The sequence below is a fragment of the Sinomonas gamaensis genome (assembly GCF_005876955.1).
Classification (GTDB): domain Bacteria; phylum Actinomycetota; class Actinomycetes; order Actinomycetales; family Micrococcaceae; genus Sinomonas; species Sinomonas gamaensis.
Genome location: NZ_SSCL01000001.1, coordinates 249352 through 271474 on the forward strand (window position 1 = coordinate 249352; position 22123 = coordinate 271474).

A 22123-nucleotide genomic window follows, 5' to 3' on the forward strand; every position below is an offset into this window, starting at 1 on the left:
CCGATATGCCCGCTCGCGATGAGCTTCTGAAGCGTCTCGGCGTCGAGATCGACGCCGAGACGCTTCGTCTTGCCCTCACGCATCGCTCGTACGCCTATGAGAACGGCGGAATCCCCACGAACGAGCGCCTCGAGTTCCTCGGGGACTCGATTCTGGGCTTCTCCGTCACCGATCACCTCTACCGCACCTACCCGCACCTATCGGAGGGTGAGCTCGCCAAGCGCCGGGCCGCCGTCGTGAGCACCCGAGCCCTCGCCAGCATCGCGCGCCGCCTCGGCGTCGGGGAGTGCATCCTTCTCGGCCACGGCGAGAAGGTGACCAACGGCAAGAACAAGTCGTCCATCCTCGCGGACACCATGGAGGCCCTTATCGGCGCCACCTACATGTCCAACGACCTCGAGGAGGCCCGCCGCCTCGTGGTGCGGCTCGTGGGGCCGCTCCTCGAAGACGCCGCCGTGCTAGGAGCAGGCACCGACTGGAAGACCCACATCCAGGAACTGGCCGCGAATCGTCAGCTCGGCAACATCCACTACGCCGTCGTCGGCGATGGACCCGACCATGCGCGCACCTACACGGCGACTCTGAGCATCGGGGGAGTCCCCTACGGCACCGGAGCCGGCAATTCGAAGAAGGAAGCGGAGCAGCACTCCGCCGCCGACGCCTGGAAGGTGCTGTGCCCGGACGTATCCGGTGACCTCGGCAGCTCCCCCGGCGAGCGCGCGAGCGCCGACGGATCCGTCTAGCCTTGCCCGAACTCCCCGAAGTAGAGGTCGTGCGCCGCGGCCTCTCGACCTGGGTCGCCGGGCGACGGATCGACCGTGTCGAGGTTCTGGATCCCCGCTCCGTCCGCCGCCACACTCTCGGTCCCGAGGACTTCCGCGGCCAGCTCGAAGGAGCGGTCGTCCTCGGCGCGGTGCGTCGTGGCAAGTTCCTGTGGCTCCCGCTGGCTGACAGCGTCGACCGGGTTGACAGTCCCGACGCACTCCCGCACACGGCGCTCATGGCGCACCTTGGGATGAGCGGACAGCTCCTCGTCGAGGACCCCGAGCAGCCGGACGAGAAGCACCTCAAAGTGCGGCTCACGCTTTCGGCGGCTCCGGGCCTCCCTGACGAGCTCCGCTTCGTGGACCAGCGCATCTTCGGAGGCCTCGCGGTCGTGCCCCTTGTTCCAACGGACGACGGCGGCCCGGGCGGCCTCGGAGCAGGGCGCCTGCCGCTCATCGCGGCTGACGCTGCGCACATCGCCCGAGACCCGCTCGATCCGGCCTTCTCCGCGGACGAGCTCCATCGTCGGCTCCGCGCCCGCCGCACGAGCATCAAGCGGGCGCTTCTGGACCAGCGGCTCGTCTCGGGGATCGGCAATATCTACGCGGACGAGGCGCTCTGGGCAGCCCGCCTCCATTACGCCCGCGCGACCGACACCCTCCGGCGGGCAGAGACGCGGCGGCTTGTCGAGGCGGTGCAGGACGTCATGGCACGGGCTCTCGAGGCGGGGGGCACGAGCTTCGATTCCCTGTACGTCAACGTCAACGGCGCCTCCGGCTACTTCGACCGCTCCCTGTCCGCCTACGGGCGCGCCGGGAGGGCGTGCACGCGCTGCGCTGAGGAAGGCCGCACCAGCATCATGGTCCGCGAGCCGTTCATGAACCGCTCGTCGTATCGGTGCCCCCACTGCCAGCGGACGCCCCGCAACGCGCGCTGGTAGCCGAGAACTGTCAATGCCCGGTGGCAGAATGCAGAACAGGATTGCCCACCGCCGCCACAGCGACAGGAGAACACCGCTCCCTTGCATCTCAAGACCCTGACCATCCGAGGCTTCAAGTCGTTCGCCTCGGCCACGACGTTCGAATTCGAACCGGGCGTGACCGCAGTTGTCGGTCCGAACGGTTCGGGGAAGTCGAACGTCGTCGACGCGCTGGCGTGGGTCATGGGGGAGCAAGGTGCCAAGACGCTGCGCGGCGGGAAGATGGAGGACGTCATCTTCGCGGGCACTGCCGGACGCCCGCCGCTCGGACGCGCCCAGGTTTCCCTGACCATCGACAACGCCGACGGGGCCTTGCCGATCGAGTACAGCGAGGTCACGATCTCCCGCACGCTCTTCCGCACCGGCGGGTCTGAGTACGCGATCAACGGGGAGGCCTGCCGCCTCCTCGACATCCAGGAGCTCCTCAGCGACTCGGGCCTCGGACGCGAGATGCACGTGATCGTGGGGCAGGGGCAGCTGGATCGGGTCCTGCATGCGACCCCAGAGGACCGGCGCGGCTTCATTGAGGAGGCGGCCGGGATCCTCAAGCACCGCCGACGCAAGGAGCGCACGGTGCGCAAGCTCGATGCGATGCAGGGCAACCTCCAGCGCCTTGCCGACCTCACGGGGGAGATCCGGCGCCAGCTCGGCCCTCTGGGCCGTCAGGCGCAGGTGGCGCGGAGAGCCCAGACGATCCAAGCGGATGTGCGCGACGCCCGTGCGCGGCTGCTGGCGGACGATGTGGTGCGCCTGAGGGAATCGCTGGAGAAGGACCGCGCGGACCAGTCGGCGCTGATGGAACGGCGGGCCCAGGTCGAGCGGGACCTCGAGGCCGCGCGGCGCGAACAGGCGGACGCGGAGCGCGCAGCCGCGGTGGCGACGCCGCGCCTGAACGCCGCACGCGACCTCTGGTACCGGCTCTCGTCTGGAAGGGAGCGGCTCCGATCCCTCGCCAAGGTCGCCGAGGAACGGCGCCGTCTCCTCGGAACGAATGAGCCAGAGCATTCGGGGCGGGACCCAGAGCGCCTCGAACGGCAGGCCGAGGAGGCGCGCGAGGAGCTCGCCGTGCTGGCCGAGGCCATCGACGTGCGGGCCGAGACCCTCGAGGAGGCGTCCGAGGCTCGCGCGGAGGCCGAGGCCGAGGCTGCAGAGGAGGACCGGCGCCACACCGCGAGGCTGAGGGCCCTGGCCGACCGCAGGGAGGGCTTGGCCCGGCTCGCGGGCGCGGTGGCGGCGGCGCGGAGCCGAGTCGAAGCGGCGGAGGGCGAGATCGGCCGGCTCCGCTCGTCACTGGGCTCGGCGAGCCAGCGCCGCCGGGACGCCGAACTCGAATTCACCGCCCTCGAATCCCAGGTCGCGGGGGTGGAGGAGGGCGAGGAGGGACTCGACGCCGAGTACGAGGACGCCGCCGCGCGCCAGGAAGCTGCGGAGGCAGCGCTGGCCGAGATCGAGGAGCGCCGGCGCGACGCCGACGCTGCACGCCGTTCGCTCGAGGCGCGGCTCGAGGTGCTGCGTGCCGGCCTGAGGGGGCGGGACGGCAGCGGAGCCATCGCAGCATCCGGCGATGGGGTTCTCGGACCCGTTGCGTCTCTGGTCAAGGCCGAGCCGGGATTCGAGGCCGCCCTGGCGGCTGCGCTGGGCGCGGCCGCGGAGGGCCTTGCGATGGACGGCGCCGACGCGGCCCACCGCGCGCTCTTGCGACTGAGGGAGGATGACGGCGGCCAGGCAGCGCTCCTCGTCGGCGGCGCCCCCATGCTAGAACGCCCGGAGTCTCCCCGCCCCGCGCTGCCGGAGAACGCCCACTGGCTGACCACGGTGGTGACCTCTGATGCGCGGGTGCGCTCCGCCATCGTTCGCCTCCTCGACCACGTCGTCGCGGTGACGGATACCTCCGAGGCTGCCGCGATCCTCGCCGAGCAGCCGGATCTCATGGTCGTGACGCGTCAGGGCGATGTGCTGACCTCTGCCGTGGTGAGGGGAGGATCGGCTGGTGCGCCGTCCACGCTGGAGCTGCAGGCGCAGGCCGAAGTCGCGGAGGCGGAGCTCGCCGCCGCCCAAGCGGAGTACGAGCGCACAGGCTTCGAGCTCATGGGCGCCCGTGACCGCGTGCGGGAGGCCGCCGAGCGTGCGGACGCGGCCCTCGCCGCACTCCACGACTCCGATGCGAAGTTCGCGGCGGTCGCCGAGCGCCTCGCCGCCTTGGGGGCGCAGCTACGCGGCGCGACCGCCGAGGACGAGCGGCTCCGGGCGTCCCTCGCGGCCGCCGAGTCGCAGCTCGAGTCCGAACAGGAGACTCTTGCGACCGCCGTCGAGCGCCTGGAGGCGGCCGAAGAGGCCGCGGCCGGAGTTGAAGAGGATGACGGCGCCACCTCCTCAGGCGATCGGGATCGTCTGGCGCAGCGGGCGACGGCGGCGCGTGCGGCGGAGCTTGAGGCTCGCCTCGCGCTCCGGAGTGCAGAGGAGCAGCACCGGGCGCTCGAGGCACGGGCAGAATCCCTCGAACGCGCCGCCGCGGGCGAGCGGCGGGCGGCGGCGGAGGCCCAGCGCCGCGCCCAGGAACGCGCAGCCAAGGCTGCACGTGCCGCGGACGTGGCCCGCGCGGCCCAGGCCGGGGTGGAGGCGATGGACCGGGCAGTGGAGGAGGCGGCCGAGGAGCGCGACGCCGCGGAGGAGCGACGAGCCGAACTCGACGAGAGGCTCACCGGCCTGCGCTCGATGACCGACGCCCTCGCCAAGGAGCTCGCCGAGCTGGGCAACGCAGCGCACCGCGACGAACTCGCACGCGCCGAGCTCGGCCTTCGCCTCGAGGCCCTCGAGGACCGCGCTGTTGAGGAGCTCGGCATTTCGGCCCAGCAGCTCGTCGACGAGTTTGGCCCGCACCTGCCGGTCCCGATCCCTGAAGCCGAGGCGGCGGGGGGCGACAAGTGGGCGGCCCTCCGCGTCGAAGTCAACGAGGCGGGGCAGCCGGTCGGCGGGGCCCCGTACGTGCGCGCCGAACAGGAGAAGCGGCTCAAGAAGGCCGAACGGGACCTCGCGGCCCTCGGCAAGGTCAATCCGCTGGCCCTCGAGGAGTTCGCGGCGCTCGAGGAGCGGCACCGATTCCTGAACGAGCAGCTCGAGGACCTCAAGGCGAGTCGTCGCGACCTTCTCGCCATCATCAAGGACGTCGACGACCGCGTGCAGCGCGTGTTCGCCGAGGCATTCGCGGACACCGCCGTCCAATTCGAGCGGGTCTTCGGGCGGCTCTTCCCAGGCGGCGAGGGACGCCTGGTGCTCACCGAGCCTGAGGACATGCTGACTACGGGCATCGAGGTCGAGGCACGGCCGGCGGGCAAGAAGATCAAGCGGCTCTCGCTGCTCTCCGGTGGCGAGCGCTCGCTCACGGCGGTCGCGCTGCTCGTGGCCATCTTCAAGGCCAGGCCGTCGCCCTTCTACGTGATGGACGAGGTCGAGGCCGCTCTCGACGACACGAACCTGGGGCGGCTCATTACGATCTTCGAGGAGCTGCGCGAGTCCAGCCAGCTCATCGTCATCACGCACCAGAAGCGAACGATGGAGGTTGCAGACGCCCTCTACGGCGTGTCGATGCGGGGCGACGGGGTCTCGACCGTCATCAGCCAGAAGCTCGAACGCGCCGAAAGCCTGTCATGACAGACTAGGTCTCGTGACAGACCTCTCCGCATTGCTGCCTTTCATCATTGCTGTGATCGTGCTCTTCATCGTCGCCGGGTCCGTCATCGGGCTTGTCCGGGGGCGGCGCTCAAGGGTTCGCTACACGGACACGAGGGATGCCAACGATCCCGTCCTCGCGCCCAACCAACCGAACGTGGCCGGTTCCGATACGGGCGCGCCGACCGCGGTCGCCGAGCCGCCGGCACCCACCCTCGAGGCCGAGCCGGGCGTCGAGGTCCCGGAGGCGTTCGAGGAGCCCGTCGCCGAGGCGGTGCCCACCGAGACCCCGGCTCCGGTCGCGGGCAGGCTCCAGCGGCTCCGCGAGCGGCTCGCCCGCAGCAACAACGTCCTCGGCAAGGGCCTTCTCGCCCTGCTCTCGAGCGACCGCATCGACGACAACGTCTGGGACGAGGTCGAGGAGACCCTGCTGCTCGCCGACATCGGCACCGAGCCGAGCCTTGAGCTCGTCGACACCCTCAAGGACCGCGTCAAGGTCATGGGGAGCCGGAATCCGGACGAGGTCCGAGCGATGCTCCGCGACGAGCTCGTCAAGCTCGTCGACCCCTCCCTCGACCGCTCGCTCAACGTGGACCGCAAGGCGGGCAAGCCCGCCGTCGTCCTCGTGGTCGGCGTCAACGGCGTGGGCAAGACGACCACGGTCGGCAAACTCGCGCGCGTCCTGGTCGCGGAGGACAAGGACGTGATCCTGGGCGCCGCGGACACCTTCCGGGCGGCAGCCGCGGAGCAGCTGGCCACCTGGGGTGCCCGCGTGGGTGTTCCGACGGTGAAGTCCGACGTCGATGGCGCCGACCCTGCGTCAGTCGCCTTCGAGGCGGTCAAGGCCGGCATCGAGCAGGAGGTCGACGTGGTCATGGTCGACACCGCCGGCCGCCTGCAGAACAAAGTGGGGCTCATGGACGAGCTCGGCAAGGTCAAGCGCGTCATCGAGAAGCAGGCCGAGGTGGATGAAGTCCTTCTGGTCCTCGACGCCACGACAGGGCAGAACGGCTTGAACCAGGCCAAGGTGTTCTCCGAGGTCGTCGACATCACCGGGATCGTCCTGACCAAGCTGGACGGCACCGCGAAGGGCGGCATCGTCGTCGCGATCCAGAAGCAGCTCGGGGTGCCCGTCAAGCTCGTGGGCCTCGGCGAAGGCCCGGACGATCTCGCGCCCTTCGATGTGGAGGGCTTCGTCGACGCGATCCTCGCCTGACAGCCTTCCCCCGCCTCCCGCTCTTGACTCGGGGCGGGGGAAGGCGCACTGTGTTCGCGCTGGGAGTTTCACAACGGTCTCCACGCTGTGGGAGTACCGATGCGCCACGCCCTTCGTTTCCGGCTTTTCGGTGCTTCGGCTGCGATTTGCGCAGCCGTCGGACTCAGCGTGCAAGCGCCGCCGGCGCATGCGCTCACCAGCCCTTCCTTCGTCCAACAGGCCTCAGGCCACGCCGCGGGGGTCGCATCACTCGGAGTGACTCCCGGTTCCGCCGTGGCGTCGGGGGACAGGCTCGTGGTGGCCGTCGGCGTTTGGAACAGCTCCTCGGCGACCACAGCGAGTGTGTCCGACTCTGCGGGGAACACCTACACCGAGCTCGTTCACTTTGCGGCCTCCGACCACACCGAGCTGAGCATTTGGACTGCGCCGATCACAGCTGGTGGCGGGACGCGGCCGACAGTGACGGCCAAGCCGACCTCCAGCGCGGATGTCGGAGTCTCGGCCGTGGAGTACAGCGGCCTGACGACGGCGAGCGGCATCTCGGCCATGGACGTCCACGCGCAGGCTTCGGGCACCACGTCCACGAGCGGGACGGTCGCCTCGGGACCGACCGCGGCGACAACGGGCGACGGCGAGCTTGCCTTCGGCGCCTACATCGACTCGGGGTTCGGTGACACCCTCGGGGGTGGGCAGGGCTTCACGGTACGGACGAATATGTCGAAGACTTCCGATATGGAGTTCGTGGACGAGGACGCGGTTGTCGGCCTCGGCTCGACGCCGAACGCGGGCTTCACGACGGGCGCGAACACGGTGTGGCTCGCCGCGACGGTGGTCCTCAAGACCGCGGCCGCGCCCCCGCCCACTGCTCCGTCGGCACCGACGGGCGTCCTGGCCAGCCCCGGGAACGGCTCGGCGACCGTGTCCTGGACCGCGCCCTCCGACGGCGGCTCCCAGATCTCGTCGTACACCGTCACCCCATACGTTGGTACTGCCGCGCAGCCGGCCACGACCGTGAAGGGATCACCGGCGCCAACGTCGGCCACGGTGACTGGCCTTGTCAACGGCACGACCTACACGTTCACGGTCTCAGCTACGAACGCGGTCGGCACCGGCCCTGCATCAGCGCCCTCGAACGCGGTAGTGCCGAGCGCCTACGCCAACGGCCAATGGGGCACCCTCCTCACGTGGCCGATCGTGGCCGCGCATTCGGTCGTGCTGGACAGCGGAAAGCTGCTCCAGTGGGACGGGTGGCAGACACCCGAACCAACCTCTCTCTACGACCCTTCGACCGGCTCGTTCACGACCATCACCGCGCCGTCGAGCATCTTCTGCTCTGGCAACGCCAAGCTCGCCGACGGGCGCGTCATTGTTGCCGGCGGCTACGGCGTGACGACGACCGGCAACCTCGGCCTCACCGATACGAACGTGTTCGACCCTGCAACTCAGTCCTGGAGCCGCCTCGCGAGTATGAACGTCCCGCGCTGGTATCCCGACCTTGTCGAACTCGCGGACGGACGCTACGTGGCCATCAGCGGCAACTCGTCAAGCGCCTCGACGTGGGCCGACACCCCCGAGGTGTACGACCCGTCCACGAACAGCTGGACGTTGCTCAAGAACATCAGCACCTCCCAGGTCCACGAGGAGGAATACCCGTTCTCCTATCTGGCGCCCAACGGAAAGATCTTCACCATCGGCCCGTCCGAGGACGTCTCCTACTGGCTCGACGCTGACGCTCAGACCTGGACGTCAGTCGGGGCCAGCGGCCTGAAGAACGGCTCGTCCGTCATGTACCGGCCGGGCCAGATCCTCTACAGCGGGGGCGCGCCCAGTGTCACGTCAACAACGACGGCCGTGGCGGGTGCCGCGACGATTGACCTCACCGCGAGCGCGCCCGTCTGGAAGCCCATCGCGCCCATGAACTACCCGCGCGTCTACCACACGCTCACTACCCTTGCCGATGGCCGCGTGCTAGCCGTGGGGGGAGAGCCCAGCTCAGATCAGACCCAAGTCACGAGCGGGGTCCTCCCAGCCGAGATCTGGAATCCCGCAACAGGCGCGTGGAGCGTGATCGGCCAGATCGCGGCCGCTCGCAACTACCACTCAACAGCCGTGCTCCAGCCCGACGGCACGGTGCTGGTCGCCGGCGGTGGCCACGAGGATTCGCTCAGCAACCCCGGGCAGTACAGTGCGCAGATCTACTCGCCGTCGTACTCGTTCGGTGGCACCCGGCCCACGATCTCATCCGCGCCCGGGACGATCGCCTACGGCTCGAGCTTTACCCTCGGCAGCCCCGATGCCGCCTCCATCAGCGCCATCAACCTCGCCTCGTTCGCAGCCGATACGCATCAAGCCGACATGGACCAGCACTTTGTCCCGCTCACCTTCACGGCCGGCTCGGGCTCCCTGGCTGTACAGGCTCCTGTCTCCGGCGCCTACGCGCCTCCGGGGAACTACATGCTCTTCATCGTCAACGGAAGCGGGGTGCCCTCCCTCGCCGCGACCGTTCACGTCGCGCCGCCGTCGAACGCTCCGGCCGCGCCAACGGGAGTGACGGCCTCGGCAGGAAACGCCTCGGCCAACGTCACGTGGACCGCGCCGAATAACGGGGGCTCGACCATCACGTCGTACACCGTCACTCCGTGGACGGGCGGGGCAGCGCAGGCCTCCACAACGGTGACGGGCAACCCGGCACCAACAGGGGCGGCGATCACGGGCCTGACGAACGGCGTTCCGTATACCTTCACGGTGACGGCGACGAACGCCGTCGGGACATCGCCCGCGTCGGCCCCGTCGAACAGCGTGACGCCGAGCCCCGTCGTCGTGCCGGCATTCGTCCAGCAGGGCAGCGCCCACGTGGCCAACTCGCCGCAGACGACCGTGACGCTCGGGCGCGCGGTCACCGCGGGGGACAGGCTCGTCGTAGAAATGGGTGTGTGGAATTCCTCGAACGCCACAGCGAGCAGCGTCACCGACTCTGCTGGCAACACCTACACCGAGCTCACGCACTTCACCGCCTCGGACCACACGGAAATGAGCGTCTGGACGGCCCCGATCACGGGAGGGGGCGGCTCGACGGTCACCGTCACGGCAAAGACGACCTCTCCGGCTGATATTGGCCTCGGGGTCCTCGAATATTCGGGCCTCTCCACTGCGGCCGGAAGCGGCGCCGTCGATGTCCAGGCCCACGCCACGGGAACCACAGGAACGAGGGCCGCGACAGTCGCCTCGGGGCCCACCGCTGCAGCCAGCGCGGCCAATGAACTCGCGGTCGGCTTCTACGCCGATTCGGGCTTCGGGGACACGCTGGCGTCCGGATCGGGCTTCACCGCTCGCATCAATGTCTCGCCCACCCCGGATATGGAGTTCCTGGCGGAGGATCAGCTGACCGCCTCCGGCGCCACGTCTAACGCTGCGTTCTCAACGGGCGCTTCAACGGTCTGGCTCGCAGCCGTCCTCGTTCTCAAGCACGCGTGATCTCTCGGCGCTGATCCGATGCCGTCGTCCGGCCCACGCCGGGATCGCGAGGAGCAGGCACGCCCCCGAGGCGGCGAAGGCCCACACGTAGCCCACGCTGTCGGCGAGAAGGCCAGCCAGCAGCGGCCCCACGATGCTTCCGACGTCCGAGACCATCTGGAAGACCGCCAGCGGAGCACCCCCGCTCCGCTCTCGGCCGATGACGTCCGCCACGGTGGCCTGGAGGGCGGGGCTGAGGAGGCCTGAGCCGAAACCAGCCACCACCGACAGCAGGAAGAGCACGCCGTTGCTGCCGCTCACGCCCATGAGGGCCGTGCCGACGGCCGCGATGCCGAGCCCCGCGAGGGCCAGCGGCCGCCGGCCCCAGGTGTCCACGAGGCGCCCCGAGAAAGTCAGGGCACCCGCAGTGCCGAGGGCGAAGAGGGCGAGCGCAAGGCCCGCCACCGCCGGGGCGGCGTGCAGCACGGCGGCGGCGAAGAGCGGGACGAGAGCCATGCGGATGCCGAACGTGGCCCATCCGTTCGCGAAGTTGGAGACCAGGGCGGCGCGGTACGGGGCCACGGACAGTGCCTCGGAAAGGCGCAGCGGAGGCAGCGCGGTCCGGACCTCGGCAGTCCGTCCGCGCCCGAGCATGATGCCGACGATCGATGCCGCGACTACGAGTGTCCCGGCGTACACGAGGAACGGGACCCGCAGCCCGAGGCCGGCGAGAAGGCCGCCTACCAGCGGGCCGGCGATGTTCCCCAGGAGGAACGAGGAGGCGTACAGGCCACTCACGCGCCCGCGCGCCTCGGGTGGAGCGAGCCGCACGATGAGCCCCGATGCCGAGATGGTGAACATCGTGGAGCCAATCCCGGCGAGTCCCCGGAAGAGCAGGAGTTGCCAATAGCTTCCGGCGAACGCGCACGCGCCGGTGAACACCGCGACTGTGAGGACACCGATCACGTAGACCGGGCGCTCCCCGAGCCGGTTCACCAGGCCGCCCGCGGTGGGTGCCAGGACGAGTCGGGTCAACGCGAATGCGCTCACGATCACGGACGCGGCTGTGGCACCGACACCGAAGCTCGCTGCGAACTGGGGCAGGACCGGGGCGACAAGACCGAAGCCGATGGCGATCGCGAAGGCGGCCGCAACGAGAACCCAGACATCGCGGGGGATCGCGGTGCGGGGAGCGCCCGGGCGGCGGACCGCCGCGCGGGGGAACAGGCGGAGCATGTCCCAACCCTATGGAAGAGCGCTCTGAAACACAGCGTTAACGTGCCGGTGATGCTGCCTTAACGCGGGGGATGAAGTTGTAACAACCGGGCAATTTGGGTCGCGAGCGGCTGAAACACCGGAGGAGCAATCTGGTCTCAGTGGTCCGATCGGGCCGTCGAGAAGCGGCGGCGACGGGCCAGACGATTCCGTTCTGTTCCACCCCTCGAAAGGCAATCACCATGAATGCTGGCGATACCGCCTGGGTCCTCGCCTCGGCAGCGCTCGTGCTGCTCATGACGCCCGGGCTTGCTTTCTTCTACGGCGGCATGACCCGCGCCAAGTCTGTGCTCAACATGATGATGATGAGCTTCGGAGCCATCGCGCTCGTCGGAGTCCTGTGGGCCACCGTGGGCTACTCGATGTCGTTCGGCACCGACGCTTTCGGCGGCCTCATCGGCAATCTCGACAAGTTCGGCCTCCACGGGGCTCTCTCGACCGGACAGGACATGTCGCTGGCCGGCACCATCCCTGAACTCGCCTTCGTCGGATTCCAGGGCGTGTTCGCGATCATCACTGTTGCGCTCGTCTCCGGCTCGATCGCCGACCGGGCCAAGTTCGGCTCGTGGATGGTGTTCGCGGCCCTGTTCTCGGTCCTCGTCTACTTCCCGGTGGCGCACTGGGTGTTCGACGCCAATAAGGACGCGAACGGCAACTTCATCGGCGGCTGGCTCAACCACCTCGGCGTGATCGACTTCGCTGGTGGTACTGCCGTCCACATCAACGCCGGCGCGGCGGGTCTCGCGCTCGCCCTCGTCCTCGGCAAGCGTCGCGGCTTCGGCAAGGATCCGAACCACCGCCCGCACAACCTCCCGTTCGTGATGCTCGGCGCGGGCCTCCTCTGGTTCGGCTGGTTCGGCTTCAACGCAGGTTCGGCGCTCGCCGCCAACGGAACTGCTGCCTTCGCCTGGATCAATACGCTCGTCGCTCCGTGCGCCGCCGTCCTGGGCTGGCTCATCGTCGAGAAGATCCGCGACGGTCACGCAACCTCCCTCGGCGCTGCCTCCGGCGCTGTGGCAGGCCTTGTTGCGATCACCCCGGCCTGTGCGGCCATCTCCCCGCTCTACGCCATCATCCTCGGCGTCCTCGCGGGTGCCGTCTGCGCCCTCGCCGTGGGCCTCAAATACCGCTTCGGCTACGACGATTCGCTCGACGTCGTGGGCGTCCACCTCGTGGGCGGCCTCGTGGGCACGCTCTTCATCGGTCTTGCGGCCAGCCCGGGTGCCCCGTCGGCCGGAACCGGCCTGTTCTACGGTGGCGGTTTCGACCTTCTCGGGAAGCAGGCCATCGGCGCCTTCACGGTCCTCGGCTACTCGTTCCTGGTCTCGCTCCTCATCGGCCTCCTGATCAAGGCGACCATCGGGTTCCGCGTCTCGAGCGAGGCGGAGGAGGCTGGCGTCGATATTGCGATCCACGCCGAGACGGCGTACTCCTCGACCGCGTCGGGCGGCAACGGCTTCCACCCACTGGGTGCCAAGGGCGCCGCAGAAGAGATCTCCGGGTTCAACGCGGACGATCTGCTCACTGAGTCCACCAAGGCAGGGAAGGTCACTTCATGAAGCTCATCACCGCGATCGTTCGGCCCGAGAAGCTTGACGCGATCCGAGAAGGCCTCGAGTCCTACGGAGTCCAGGGCCTGACCGTCAGCACGGCGAGCGGCTACGGCCAGCAGCGCGGCTACACCGAGGTGTACCGCGGCGCGGAGTACAGCGTGGACCTCCTCCCCAAGGTCAGGGTCGAGATCCTCGCGACCGACGAGCAGACTGACGACATCCTCGACGTCATCATCACGACGGCCAACACGGGCCGCGCCGGTGATGGCAAGGTCTGGACGGTTGACGTCCACGAGGCCATCAGGGTCAGGACTGGCGAGCGCGGGGCAGCCGCGATCTAGCCAGCACACCCAAGCAGGCCGGCCCACCCAAGCAGGGGAGCGGACGACGGCGGGAGGACCCCGCCGTCGTCCGCTTTCCTCAGGACGGACAACCCGGGCGGAACCCGGCACGAGGAAACATGGCGTTAACACCCTGGTGACGGACTCTTAACGTCCGTGGCTCTGTTGTAACACTGGGGCAACATGGGCGCCCGAAGTTGGAAACACCGGGGGAGGAATCTGGAAACCGACCGTTTCCCCCTCGGAAGGCCCACGACCCATGAATGCTGGCGACACCGCCTGGGTACTCGTCTCCGCAGCGCTCGTGCTGCTCATGTCGCCCGGACTCGCGATCTTCTACGGTGGCATGACCCGCGTGAAGTCCATGCTCAACATGATGATGATGAGCTTTGGCGCCCTCGCCATCGTCGGCGTCCTCTGGGTGACAATCGGCTACTCCATCTCGTTCGGCGATGACGCGTTCGGGGGCCTGTTCGGGAATCCCTTCGAGTTCTTCGGTCTCCACGGCCTCCTGTCGACCGGGAAGGACATGCCGCTGGTCGGGAGCATCCCGGAGATCGTGTTCGTGGGCTTCCAAGGTGTGTTCGCGACCGTCACGGTTGCGCTGGTCTCCGGCGCGATTGCTGACCGCGCCAAGTTCGGCTCCTGGATGGTGTTCGCCGCCCTGTGGGGCGTCCTCGTGTACTTCCCGGTCGCGCACTGGGTGTTCGACGCAAAGTCGGACTCCCACGGCACGTTCATCGGCGGCTGGCTCAACCACCTCGGGCTCATCGACTTCGCCGGGGGAACGGCCGTGGAAGTGAACGCCGGCGCTGCGGGCCTGGCTTTGGCCATTGTCCTCGGGAAGCGGCTCGGCTTCGGCAAGGACCCCAACCACCGCCCGCACAACCTCCCGCTCGTGATGCTGGGCTGCGGCCTCCTCTGGTTCGGCTGGTTCGGCTTCAACGCCGGTTCGGCTCTCGCGGCAAATGGCACCGCGGGCTTCGTCTGGATCAACACGCTCGTGGCACCGTGCGCTGCCGTGCTCAGCTGGCTCGTGGTCGAGAAGCTCCGCGACGGTCACGCTACGTCCTTCGGGGCCGCGTCCGGCGCTATCGCCGGCCTAGTCGCCATCACACCGTCCTGCGCCTCCTTGACGCCGCTGTGGGCCATTGTCCTCGGCCTCGTCGCGGGAACCGTCTGTGCGCTGGCCGTGGGCCTCAAGTACAGGTTCGGCTACGACGACTCGCTCGACGTGGTGGGGGTGCACCTCGTGGGCGGCATCGTGGGGACGCTCTTCATCGGCCTCGCCGCGAGCCCCGATGCTCCACTCGCCGGCCGAGGTCTGTTCTACGGCGGCGGCCTCGAGCTCCTCGGCAAGCAGGCCCTCGGCACCGGAGCCGTGCTCGTCTATTCGTTTGCGGTCTCCATCGCGCTCGGCCTCGCCATCAAGGCGGTCATGGGCTTCCGGGTCTCCGCTGACGTCGAGGAAGCGGGGGTCGACATCGCGATCCACGCCGAGACGGCCTATCACTCCGGTTCGTCCTCGGCCAGCGGATTCCATCCGCTCGCGGCCAAGCTCCCCGTCGCCCACCTGCAGGGGCCAGTTCACGCTCACGACGGCGTCGGCGAGTCTGTTGGACGGGAGCTCGTCGACGCGCGCGGCGCGGCTACAGTTTCCTCGTGAAGCTCATTACTGCGATCGTCCGTCCCGAAAAGCTCGACACCATCAGGGAGGGCCTCGAGTCCTACGGGGTGCAAGGCCTCACCGTGACCAAGGCGAGCGGCTACGGGCGCCAGCGCGGCTACACGCAGGTGTATCGCGGCGCCGAATACACGGTGGACCTCGTGCCCAAGATCCGCGTCGAGGTTCTCGCCTCGGACGAGCAGACCGAGGACATCCTCGACGTGATCGTCGCGGCGGCCAACACGGGCAAGGCCGGCGACGGCAAGGTGTGGACCGTTCAGGTCGACGACGTGGTGCGGGTCCGCACCGGCGAGCGCGGAACGGACGCTATCTGACGCCTTCGTCCCTGCCGGTTTCCGTCCCGTCCTCCTCGCGCGACGACGTGGCCCACCTCTCCGGTCCCATGCTTCCGGCCGTGTAGGTCTCCATCGGCACCTTGTCGGCGGCCCAGGCGGCGAGCACAGGGTCCACGACCCGCCAGCAGCTCTCCGCCGTGTCCCCGCGCACCGAGAGCAGGGGATCGCCGCTCAGTACGCCGTCGAGAACCTCGCCGTAGGGGAGGAGGTCCGTGGCGCTGAGGTCTGCGTCGAGCGTGACGCGATTGAGGGTGAGGACGTCTCCCGGCCCATTGACGTCGACGTCAAGCTGGAGGACGTCGGGACCGAAGCCGATGCGCAGGCGGTTCGGCTCGTCCACGCCGGTGAATCCCTCTGGCAGATGGGGAACCGGCTTGAACGTGATGACCGCTTCCTTCCGCTTCGCTCCGAGCGCCTTCCCCGAGCGCAGGACGAAGGGGACGCCCGCCCAGCGCCAATTGGCGAGCGTGACGGTGACCTCCGCAAGTGTCTCAGTTCCCCTTGTCGCATCGACTCCGGGTTCGGACGTGTAGTCCGGCACCTGACGGTTCCCGATGCGGCCAGCGGTGTATCGCGCGCGGCGCGTCGTCTCGGTGAACGGCTCCTCGACGCGGGCGGCCCGCAGCACGGCACTGATCTGGTCCCGCAGATCGCGCTCGTCGAGCCTTGCCGGCGTCTCCATGGCAAGGACCGCCATAACGTGGAGCAGGTGGCTCTGGATCATGTCCCGGAGGGCGCCCGCACGGTCGTAGTAGCCTGCGCGCCCCTCAAGGGTTAGGTCCTCGTCGAAGAAGATTTCGACCTTCTCGATGTGGTCACGGTTCCACACCGGCTCGAGGAAGTTGTTGGCGAACCGCAGCCCGAGGACATTGAGGACGGTGCCTTTGCCCAGGAAATGGTCCACCCGGTGGATCTGCTGCTCGGGAACGAGCTTGCGGAGGGTCTCGTTGAGTGACTCGGCCGAGGCCTCGGACCTGCCGAACGGCTTCTCGAGCACTAGGCGGGTTCCTGGCGGGAGGTCGGCCGCAGAGAGGGCCTCGCAGGCCTTCTCCGTGATCTGCGGCGGGAGGGCGAAGTAGACCGCGACGGGCGACGGCAGCGTCCCGAGGACCCTCGCAAGGACCCCCGGGGCCGTGACGTCCAGCTGCTGGTACGTCGATTCGCGGCGGATGCGCTCCAGTTCCTGGCGTCCCTCCGGGCTGGCATCGGCCAGCGCCTCCTCCGTCGCGTCATGGACACGCGCGGCCCACTGCTGCTCGGTCCAGTCCTCATGGCCAGCTCCCATGACGGCCAGGCCAGTATGCCGGCCCGTCGCGAGAAGCCGGGCGAGCCCGGGGAACAGGAGGCGCCCGGTGAGGTCTCCCGACGCGCCGAGAATGAGGAGGGTTCGGACCTGTCCCCGATGCCGATTCGGCTCGGAAGTCGGTGACGGGGCGGGCTTCGGATCTGAGGTCTGGGTCGTCACGGTGCCCAGCATGCCACCGGACACGTGCCGTTGATACCCTTGGGAATGGCAGATCCGCCGATTGGCGGGCAACTCACAGGACTGAAAGCGACTCCGTCACGTGTTCAACTCCCTCTCGGACCGTCTGACTGCGACGTTCAAGAATCTCCGCGGCAAGGGCCGCCTGAGCGAGGCCGACGTCGACGCAACCGTCCGCGAGATCCGCCGCGCTCTCCTCGACGCCGACGTAGCTGTTCCCGTCGTGCGCGATTTTGCGGCGCGCGTCCGCGAGCGGGCTCTGGGTGCGGAGGTGGCCGCCGCCCTGAATCCGAGCCAGCAGGTCGTCAAGATCGTCAATGACGAACTCGTGAACATCCTCGGCGGCGAGACGCGGCGCATCCGGCTCGCGAAGAACCCGCCGACCGTCATCATGCTTGCCGGTCTGCAGGGTGCCGGCAAGACCACGCTCGCTGGCAAGCTGGCCAAGTGGCTCAAGGGCCAAGGCCACTCGCCGATCCTCGTCGCTGCAGATCTTCAGCGTCCGAACGCCGTCACCCAGCTTCAGGTCGTCGGGCAGCGGGCAGGCGTCCCGGTATACGCTCCGCACCCCGGCGTCCAGTCCGAATTCGAGGCCGCCAGCGGGGATCCGGTCGGCGTTGCCCGCGGAGGCGTCGAGGAGGCCCGCCGCAAGCTGCATGACGTCGTCATCGTCGACACGGCCGGACGCCTCGGCATCGATGCCGAACTGATGCAGCAGGCCGCGGACATCCGTTCCGCCGTCAACCCCGACGAGGTCCTGTTCGTCATCGACGCGATGATTGGCCAGGACGCCGTCAACACCGCGAAGGCCTTCGAGGAGGGCGTCGACTTCACCGGCGTCGTCCTCACCAAGCTCGACGGCGATGCCCGAGGCGGCGCCGCCCTCTCGGTCGCCTCGGTCACGGGTCGTCCCGTCATGTTCGCCTCCACAGGCGAGGGCCTGGACGACTTCGAGCTGTTCCACCCGGACCGAATGGCATCCCGCATCCTCGACATGGGCGATGTCCTGACGCTCATCGAGCAAGCCGAGAAGAATTGGGACCGCGACGAAGCCGCTCGGATGGCGAAGAAGTTCGCCGATCAGGAGGACTTCACGCTCGAGGACTTCCTGACCCAGATGCAGCAGATCCGCAAGATGGGCTCGATGAAGAAGCTCCTCGGCATGATGCCGGGTGCGGCCCAGTTCCGGCAGCAGCTCGAGCAGTTCGATGAGCGCGAGATCGACCGTGTCGAGGCGATCGTCCGATCGATGACCCCGCACGAGCGGGTGGCACCGAAGATCATCAATGGCTCGCGCCGCGCCCGCATCGCCCGTGGCTCCGGCGTCCACGTCTCCGAGGTCAACGGCCTGCTGGAGCGGTTCGGCCAGGCGCAGAAGATGATGCGCAAGATGGCGCAGGGCGGCGGCATCCCCGGGATGCCGGGCATGCCCGGCATGGGCGGAGGCTCGCGGAAACCCGCGGGCAAGAACGGCAAGAAGAAGGCCCGTTCCGGGAACCCTGCGAAGGCGGCGCAGCAGCTGCGCGAGGCGGAGCAGCGGCGTGCGGCCGGAGCCGCGAACGCAGCCAAGTCCGGCTCCGCGTTCGGCCAGCAGGCGCCGTCGGACTTCGACCCGGCGTCCTTGAACCTCCCGAAGGGCTTCGAGAAGTTCCTCGGGAAGTAGCCGTCTGCACCCTCCCACGACCGCCGAGGTCGGGCCGGGTGGCGCCGAGGTCGGGGCTTCTCGCCCCGACCTCGGCGTCGTAAGGCCCGATGTCGGCCAGGGGACCTATTCGGGTACGCCGACGGAGATGGTCTCCGGCAGATAGACCTTTCCGCCCTGAGCGAGGAATTCGGCGCTCTTCGCCTTCATGCCGTCCGCGATCCCGGCGATCGCTTCCTGAGCCTCCCGGGAGCCGAACTCGTTCCGGATGTCCTGGGAAATGCGCATCGAGCAGAACTTGGGCCCGCACATCGAGCAGAAGTGGGCGGTCTTGGCCGGCTCGGCCGGGAGGGTCTCGTCGTGGAAGGCCTCGGCCGTCGCGGGGTCGAGGGACAGCGCGAACTGATCCTTCCAGCGGAACTCGAAGCGGGCCTTCGAGAGGGCGTCGTCGCGCTCCCGGGCGCCCGGGTGCCCCTTGGCGAGATCGGCTGCGTGGGCGGCGATCTTGTAGGTGATCACCCCGGTCTTGACGTCGTCCTTGTTCGGGAGCCCCAGATGCTCTTTGGGGGTGACGTAGCAGAGCATGGCGGTGCCGTAGCGGGCGATTTCGGTTGCCCCGATGGCCGATGTGATGTGGTCGTAGCCAGGGGCGACGTCCGTCACGAGCGGTCCGAGCGTGTAGAACGGTGCCCCGTCGCACAGCTCCTGCTGGCGCTCGACATTCTCGCGCACGAGGTGGAACGGGATGTGGCCGGGGCCCTCGACCATGACCTGCACGTCGAACTCCCACGCGCGCTTGGTCAGCTCCGCGAGCGTGTCGAGCTCGGCGAACTGGGCGGCATCGTTCGCGTCCGCCGTCGAACCGGGCCGCAGGCCGTCGCCGAGGGAGAAGGCAACGTCGTATCTGGCGAAGATCTCGCACAGCTCATCGAAATGGGTGTAGAGGAAGTTCTCCTCGTGGTGCGCGAGGCACCAGCCGGCCATGATCGATCCGCCGCGGGACACAATCCCCGTGACCCGGTTCGCGGTGAGTGGAACGTAGCGCAGGAGCACGCCGGCGTGGATCGTCATGTAGTCGACGCCCTGTTCGCACTGCTCGATCACGGTGTCCCGGAAGATCTCCCACGTGAGCTTCGAGGCGTCGCCATTGACCTTTTCGAGCGCCTGATAGATCGGCACGGTGCCGATCGGGACAGGCGAATTGCGGATGATCCACTCGCGGGTCGTATGGATATCGTCTCCGGTGGAGAGATCCATGACGGTGTCCGCGCCCCATTTCGTGGCCCACTGGAGCTTGTCGACCTCCTCCGCGATCGATGACGTCACAGCGGAATTGCCGATGTTCGCGTTGATCTTCACAAGGAACGCCTTGCCGATGATCATGGGCTCGGACTCGGGATGGTTGATGTTGTTGGGGATGATGGCGCGTCCTGCCGCGACTTCGCTCCGGACGAGCTCGACGTCGCAGTTCTCGCGGAGTGCGACGAACCGCATCTCGGGCGTGATCGTGCCTCGGCGGGCGTAGTGCATCTGTGTGACGCGGAGGCCGTTCTTGGCGCGTCGGGGGACTGGCTTGGCGCCCTTCCACTCGGCTGAGGCGGCGCCGCGACGCTGCGCCGAGCGGCCGTCGTCGAGCAGGTTCCGCCCGCGACCCTCGTAGGCCTCAGTGTCTCCGCGGTCCTCGATCCAGGATGCGCGCCAGGGCGGTAGGCCTACCACTGGGTCGCTGCCGGGCCCGGCGGTCCGGTAGACGCGCAGGGGCGGGTTCGGCAGGCCGCTGGGGGAAGGATCGAGCCGAATCTCGGTGACCGGCACTCTCATTCCATGCTCTGCGTCGTCGACGAACACGAGCGAATGGGCGGGGTGCTGTTCTGCAGTTGCTGGGGTGCTCACAGTGTTTCCCAAGGGATTCTCACTTCCTACGCCGGCATGACCCGGACAGGTTCGACGGTCGCAGGCCGCGTCAGCCTGATCTCAGCCCCTGCGAGGGCACCCGTGTGGACAGTCACGCAGGCTAGCACGACGACCGGGATATTCCTTCTTGATTGAAGCTTCAAGTAAATGTACGATGGAAGGAGATCACCAGATACGAGGAGCAGCCATGACCACACCATCCAGCCTGTCGGCGTCGAGCAAAGATCTCCTGCCCGCGGACCTGAGCATGGGCACGGTCATGCTCAAAGTCGGGGACATGACACTCATGCTGGACTACTACCAGCGCGCCCTGGGCCTCGTGCCGATCTCGGAGTCGCTCGGCGGCGTGTACCTCGGACGCAAGGGCCTTCCGATCATCCACCTCAGCCCCGCTGCCGGACTGCAGATCCCCGGGCGCGGGGAGGCTGGGCTTTTCCACACGGCGATCCTGTTCGAGAATCGGTCCGATCTTGCAGCCACGGTCGCGACGGCGGCCCAGTATGACCCACGCCTCTTCGCTGGGAGTGCCGACCATCTGGTCTCCGAGGCCTTCTATTTCACCGACCCTGAAGGCAACGGCGTCGAACTGTATTTCGACAAGCCGCGCAGTACTTGGGAATGGCAGGGGGACCGGGTCGTCATGGACAGCCTCCCACTTCCGCCGCAGGGCTTCCTCCAGGCGAACCTCACCGAAGAAGCGGTGAGCCTCCAGACCGAGTCGGGTGCCGGCGTCGGCCACGTGCACCTCCAAGTCGGTGACGTTCCCACTGCGCACCGCTTCTATGTGGACACGCTCGGATTCGAGCAGACCGCGGGCTGGCATGGGCAGGCCCTTTTTGTCGCCGCGGGGAAGTACCACCACCACATGGCGATGAACGTGTGGAACAGCCGCGGGGCCGGCCCGCGCAAGGACACGCTGGGCCTCGGCGAGGTCCTCATCCACCTTCCGGGCGACGACGATCTCCTCGCCGCCGCGGACCGCCTCAAGTCTGCGGGAGTTGCCACCGAGCACACTGGGCTCGAGCTCCGGTTCGACGACCCGTGGCGGAACAGGATCCGGCTGGCGGTGGAGCGCTGACCCTGCGCTTCGTGGCAGCGCGTTCCCTCCTGCGCTACGCTCAACGTGTCCGCGGTCCCCGCGGGCACGTTGTCCGTTCAGCAGTCCGTCGCCGGGGCTGGCCTGGCCCCGCGCCCGCCCGATCGAGGGGGATCCCTTGTCAGCTCCCAACCCGTTCGCCGAAGTATTCGTGTCAACTCACTCCGAGGCGCTCCGCAGGGCCGCGGACCTCGACGCCGGCTCCGCCTCCGACGTCGACGGCGAGGGGGTGCGCATCCCGGGCGTCTCGGACTATGAGATCGAGCAGCTAGGCGGACTCGTGGGGGCGGCGGTGCACGCTGCCGGCGCCGACTACGAGCTCGTCATGGTGGACGTGGCCAGCGATACACTCCTGGCGGTCCCGTCGGCCATGGTCCGCGCGCTAGCAGAGCTTCTCGCGTATGAGTCCGACGAAGGCGAGGGCGACGCCGTCGAGCGTGTCGCCGCGGCCTGGGTGGACCAGGAAGACCTGCCGTTCAACGCCCAAGAGGCGTATGGGTACGTCGAGCAGCTGGCCAAGCTCGCCGCAGACGTCGATGAATCGGACCAGCAGGAACTCTTCGTCTGGGCAGGCTCCTGATCCTGACTGCGTTGCGAATCGCAATGCTGCCCGAGCATCTGGCACAATAGACAGGTACCCGATCCGCGTGGCCCCTCTCTCCGCGCGCGTCGTGTCCACAAGAACCGGCCCGAGTATGGCTCGCCCCACGGGTGC

Annotated in this window: 15 protein-coding genes and 1 riboswitch; of the genes, 12 read left to right on the plus strand and 3 right to left on the minus strand. The window is 68.4% G+C overall.

Annotated elements, in window-relative coordinates:
• The first annotated feature begins 5 nt into the window (after positions 1–5).
• The 5 genes from rnc (at position 6) to E5679_RS01220 (ending at position 10103) form a co-directional block, all read left to right on the plus strand.
• Positions 6–743, plus strand: coding sequence for a ribonuclease III (rnc, locus tag E5679_RS01200; RefSeq protein ID WP_138413270.1), 738 nt, complete (start codon positions 6–8; stop codon positions 741–743).
• A gap of 2 nt (positions 744–745) precedes the next feature.
• Entirely contained in the window at positions 746–1705 is a 960-nt protein-coding gene (mutM, locus tag E5679_RS01205) for a bifunctional DNA-formamidopyrimidine glycosylase/DNA-(apurinic or apyrimidinic site) lyase (RefSeq protein ID WP_138413271.1), read from the plus strand.
• Positions 1706–1786: 81 nt separating this feature from the next.
• Positions 1787–5395, plus strand: coding sequence for a chromosome segregation protein SMC (smc, locus tag E5679_RS01210; protein ID WP_171042196.1), 3609 nt, complete (start codon positions 1787–1789; stop codon positions 5393–5395).
• Between the two features lie 13 nt (positions 5396–5408).
• Entirely contained in the window at positions 5409–6629 is a 1221-nt protein-coding gene (gene ftsY / locus E5679_RS01215) for a signal recognition particle-docking protein FtsY (protein ID WP_138413272.1), read from the plus strand.
• A gap of 168 nt (positions 6630–6797) precedes the next feature.
• Positions 6798–10103 (plus strand): fibronectin type III domain-containing protein, encoded by a 3306-nt coding sequence (locus E5679_RS01220; RefSeq protein WP_171042197.1) that lies wholly within the window; start codon positions 6798–6800, stop codon positions 10101–10103.
• Here E5679_RS01220 and E5679_RS01225 read toward each other — a convergent pair.
• On the minus strand, positions 10059–11318 hold the full coding sequence (locus tag E5679_RS01225; RefSeq protein WP_138413274.1) for an MFS transporter: 1260 nt from the start codon (positions 11316–11318) through the stop codon (positions 10059–10061). The genes E5679_RS01220 and E5679_RS01225 overlap by 45 nt on opposite strands.
• Positions 11319–11539: 221 nt before the next feature.
• Between E5679_RS01225 and E5679_RS01230 the strand changes: the two genes are divergently transcribed.
• From E5679_RS01230 to E5679_RS01245, 4 genes are all read left to right on the plus strand, one after another.
• Entirely contained in the window at positions 11540–12916 is a 1377-nt protein-coding gene (locus E5679_RS01230; protein WP_138413275.1) for an ammonium transporter, read from the plus strand.
• Positions 12913–13251, plus strand: a complete 339-nt coding sequence (locus E5679_RS01235; protein ID WP_138413276.1) for a P-II family nitrogen regulator — start codon at positions 12913–12915, stop codon at positions 13249–13251. The genes E5679_RS01230 and E5679_RS01235 overlap by 4 nt, the downstream gene beginning before the upstream one ends.
• Before the next feature lie 259 nt (positions 13252–13510).
• Complete coding sequence (locus E5679_RS01240; RefSeq protein WP_138413277.1) at positions 13511–14917, plus strand: ammonium transporter; 1407 nt, start codon at positions 13511–13513, stop codon at positions 14915–14917.
• Positions 14914–15252 (plus strand): P-II family nitrogen regulator, encoded by a 339-nt coding sequence (locus tag E5679_RS01245; RefSeq protein ID WP_138413278.1) that lies wholly within the window; start codon positions 14914–14916, stop codon positions 15250–15252. Before E5679_RS01240 ends, E5679_RS01245 begins: the two co-directional genes overlap by 4 nt.
• On the opposite strand, the gene E5679_RS01250 is transcribed toward E5679_RS01245, so the two are convergent.
• Positions 15245–16750, minus strand: coding sequence for a glucose-6-phosphate dehydrogenase (locus E5679_RS01250; RefSeq protein ID WP_138413502.1), 1506 nt, complete (start codon positions 16748–16750; stop codon positions 15245–15247). The genes E5679_RS01245 and E5679_RS01250 overlap by 8 nt on opposite strands.
• An 88-nt stretch (positions 16751–16838) precedes the next feature.
• On the opposite strand from E5679_RS01250, the gene ffh reads away from it, so the two are divergent.
• A complete protein-coding gene (gene ffh / locus E5679_RS01255; RefSeq protein WP_138413279.1) occupies positions 16839–18419 on the plus strand; it encodes a signal recognition particle protein in 1581 nt (526 codons plus the stop codon).
• A 105-nt stretch (positions 18420–18524) separates the two neighbouring features.
• Here the strand turns inward: ffh and thiC are convergent, their stop codons facing one another.
• Entirely contained in the window at positions 18525–20291 is a 1767-nt protein-coding gene (gene thiC, locus E5679_RS01260) for a phosphomethylpyrimidine synthase ThiC (protein ID WP_275092533.1), read from the minus strand.
• A 6-nt stretch (positions 20292–20297) separates the two neighbouring features.
• Positions 20298–20405, minus strand: a riboswitch (TPP riboswitch).
• Between the two features lie 94 nt (positions 20406–20499).
• Between thiC and E5679_RS01265 the strand changes: the two genes are divergently transcribed.
• Entirely contained in the window at positions 20500–21390 is an 891-nt protein-coding gene (locus E5679_RS01265; RefSeq protein ID WP_138413281.1) for a VOC family protein, read from the plus strand.
• Positions 21391–21526: 136 nt separating this feature from the next.
• The gene (locus E5679_RS01270) at positions 21527–21988 is read left to right on the plus strand and encodes a hypothetical protein (protein WP_138413282.1); all 462 of its coding nucleotides are present in this window, start codon (positions 21527–21529) and stop codon (positions 21986–21988) included.
• Positions 21989–22123: the final 135 nt, after the last annotated feature.

What these genes read in the sequence shown, in the direction of transcription:
- rnc (WP_138413270.1), top strand. Translation starts at nt 6, where the DNA reads ATGCCCGCTCGCGATGAGCTTCTGAAGCGTCTCGGCGTCGAGATCGAC.
- E5679_RS01225 (WP_138413274.1), bottom strand. Translation starts at nt 11,318, where the DNA reads ATGCTCCGCCTGTTCCCCCGCGCGGCGGTCCGCCGCCCGGGCGCTCCC.
- E5679_RS01230 (WP_138413275.1), top strand. Translation starts at nt 11,540, where the DNA reads ATGAATGCTGGCGATACCGCCTGGGTCCTCGCCTCGGCAGCGCTCGTG.
- E5679_RS01235 (WP_138413276.1), top strand. Translation starts at nt 12,913, where the DNA reads ATGAAGCTCATCACCGCGATCGTTCGGCCCGAGAAGCTTGACGCGATC.
- E5679_RS01240 (WP_138413277.1), top strand. Translation starts at nt 13,511, where the DNA reads ATGAATGCTGGCGACACCGCCTGGGTACTCGTCTCCGCAGCGCTCGTG.
- E5679_RS01250 (WP_138413502.1), bottom strand. Translation starts at nt 16,750, where the DNA reads ATGCTGGGCACCGTGACGACCCAGACCTCAGATCCGAAGCCCGCCCCG.
- E5679_RS01265 (WP_138413281.1), top strand. Translation starts at nt 20,500, where the DNA reads ATGACCACACCATCCAGCCTGTCGGCGTCGAGCAAAGATCTCCTGCCC.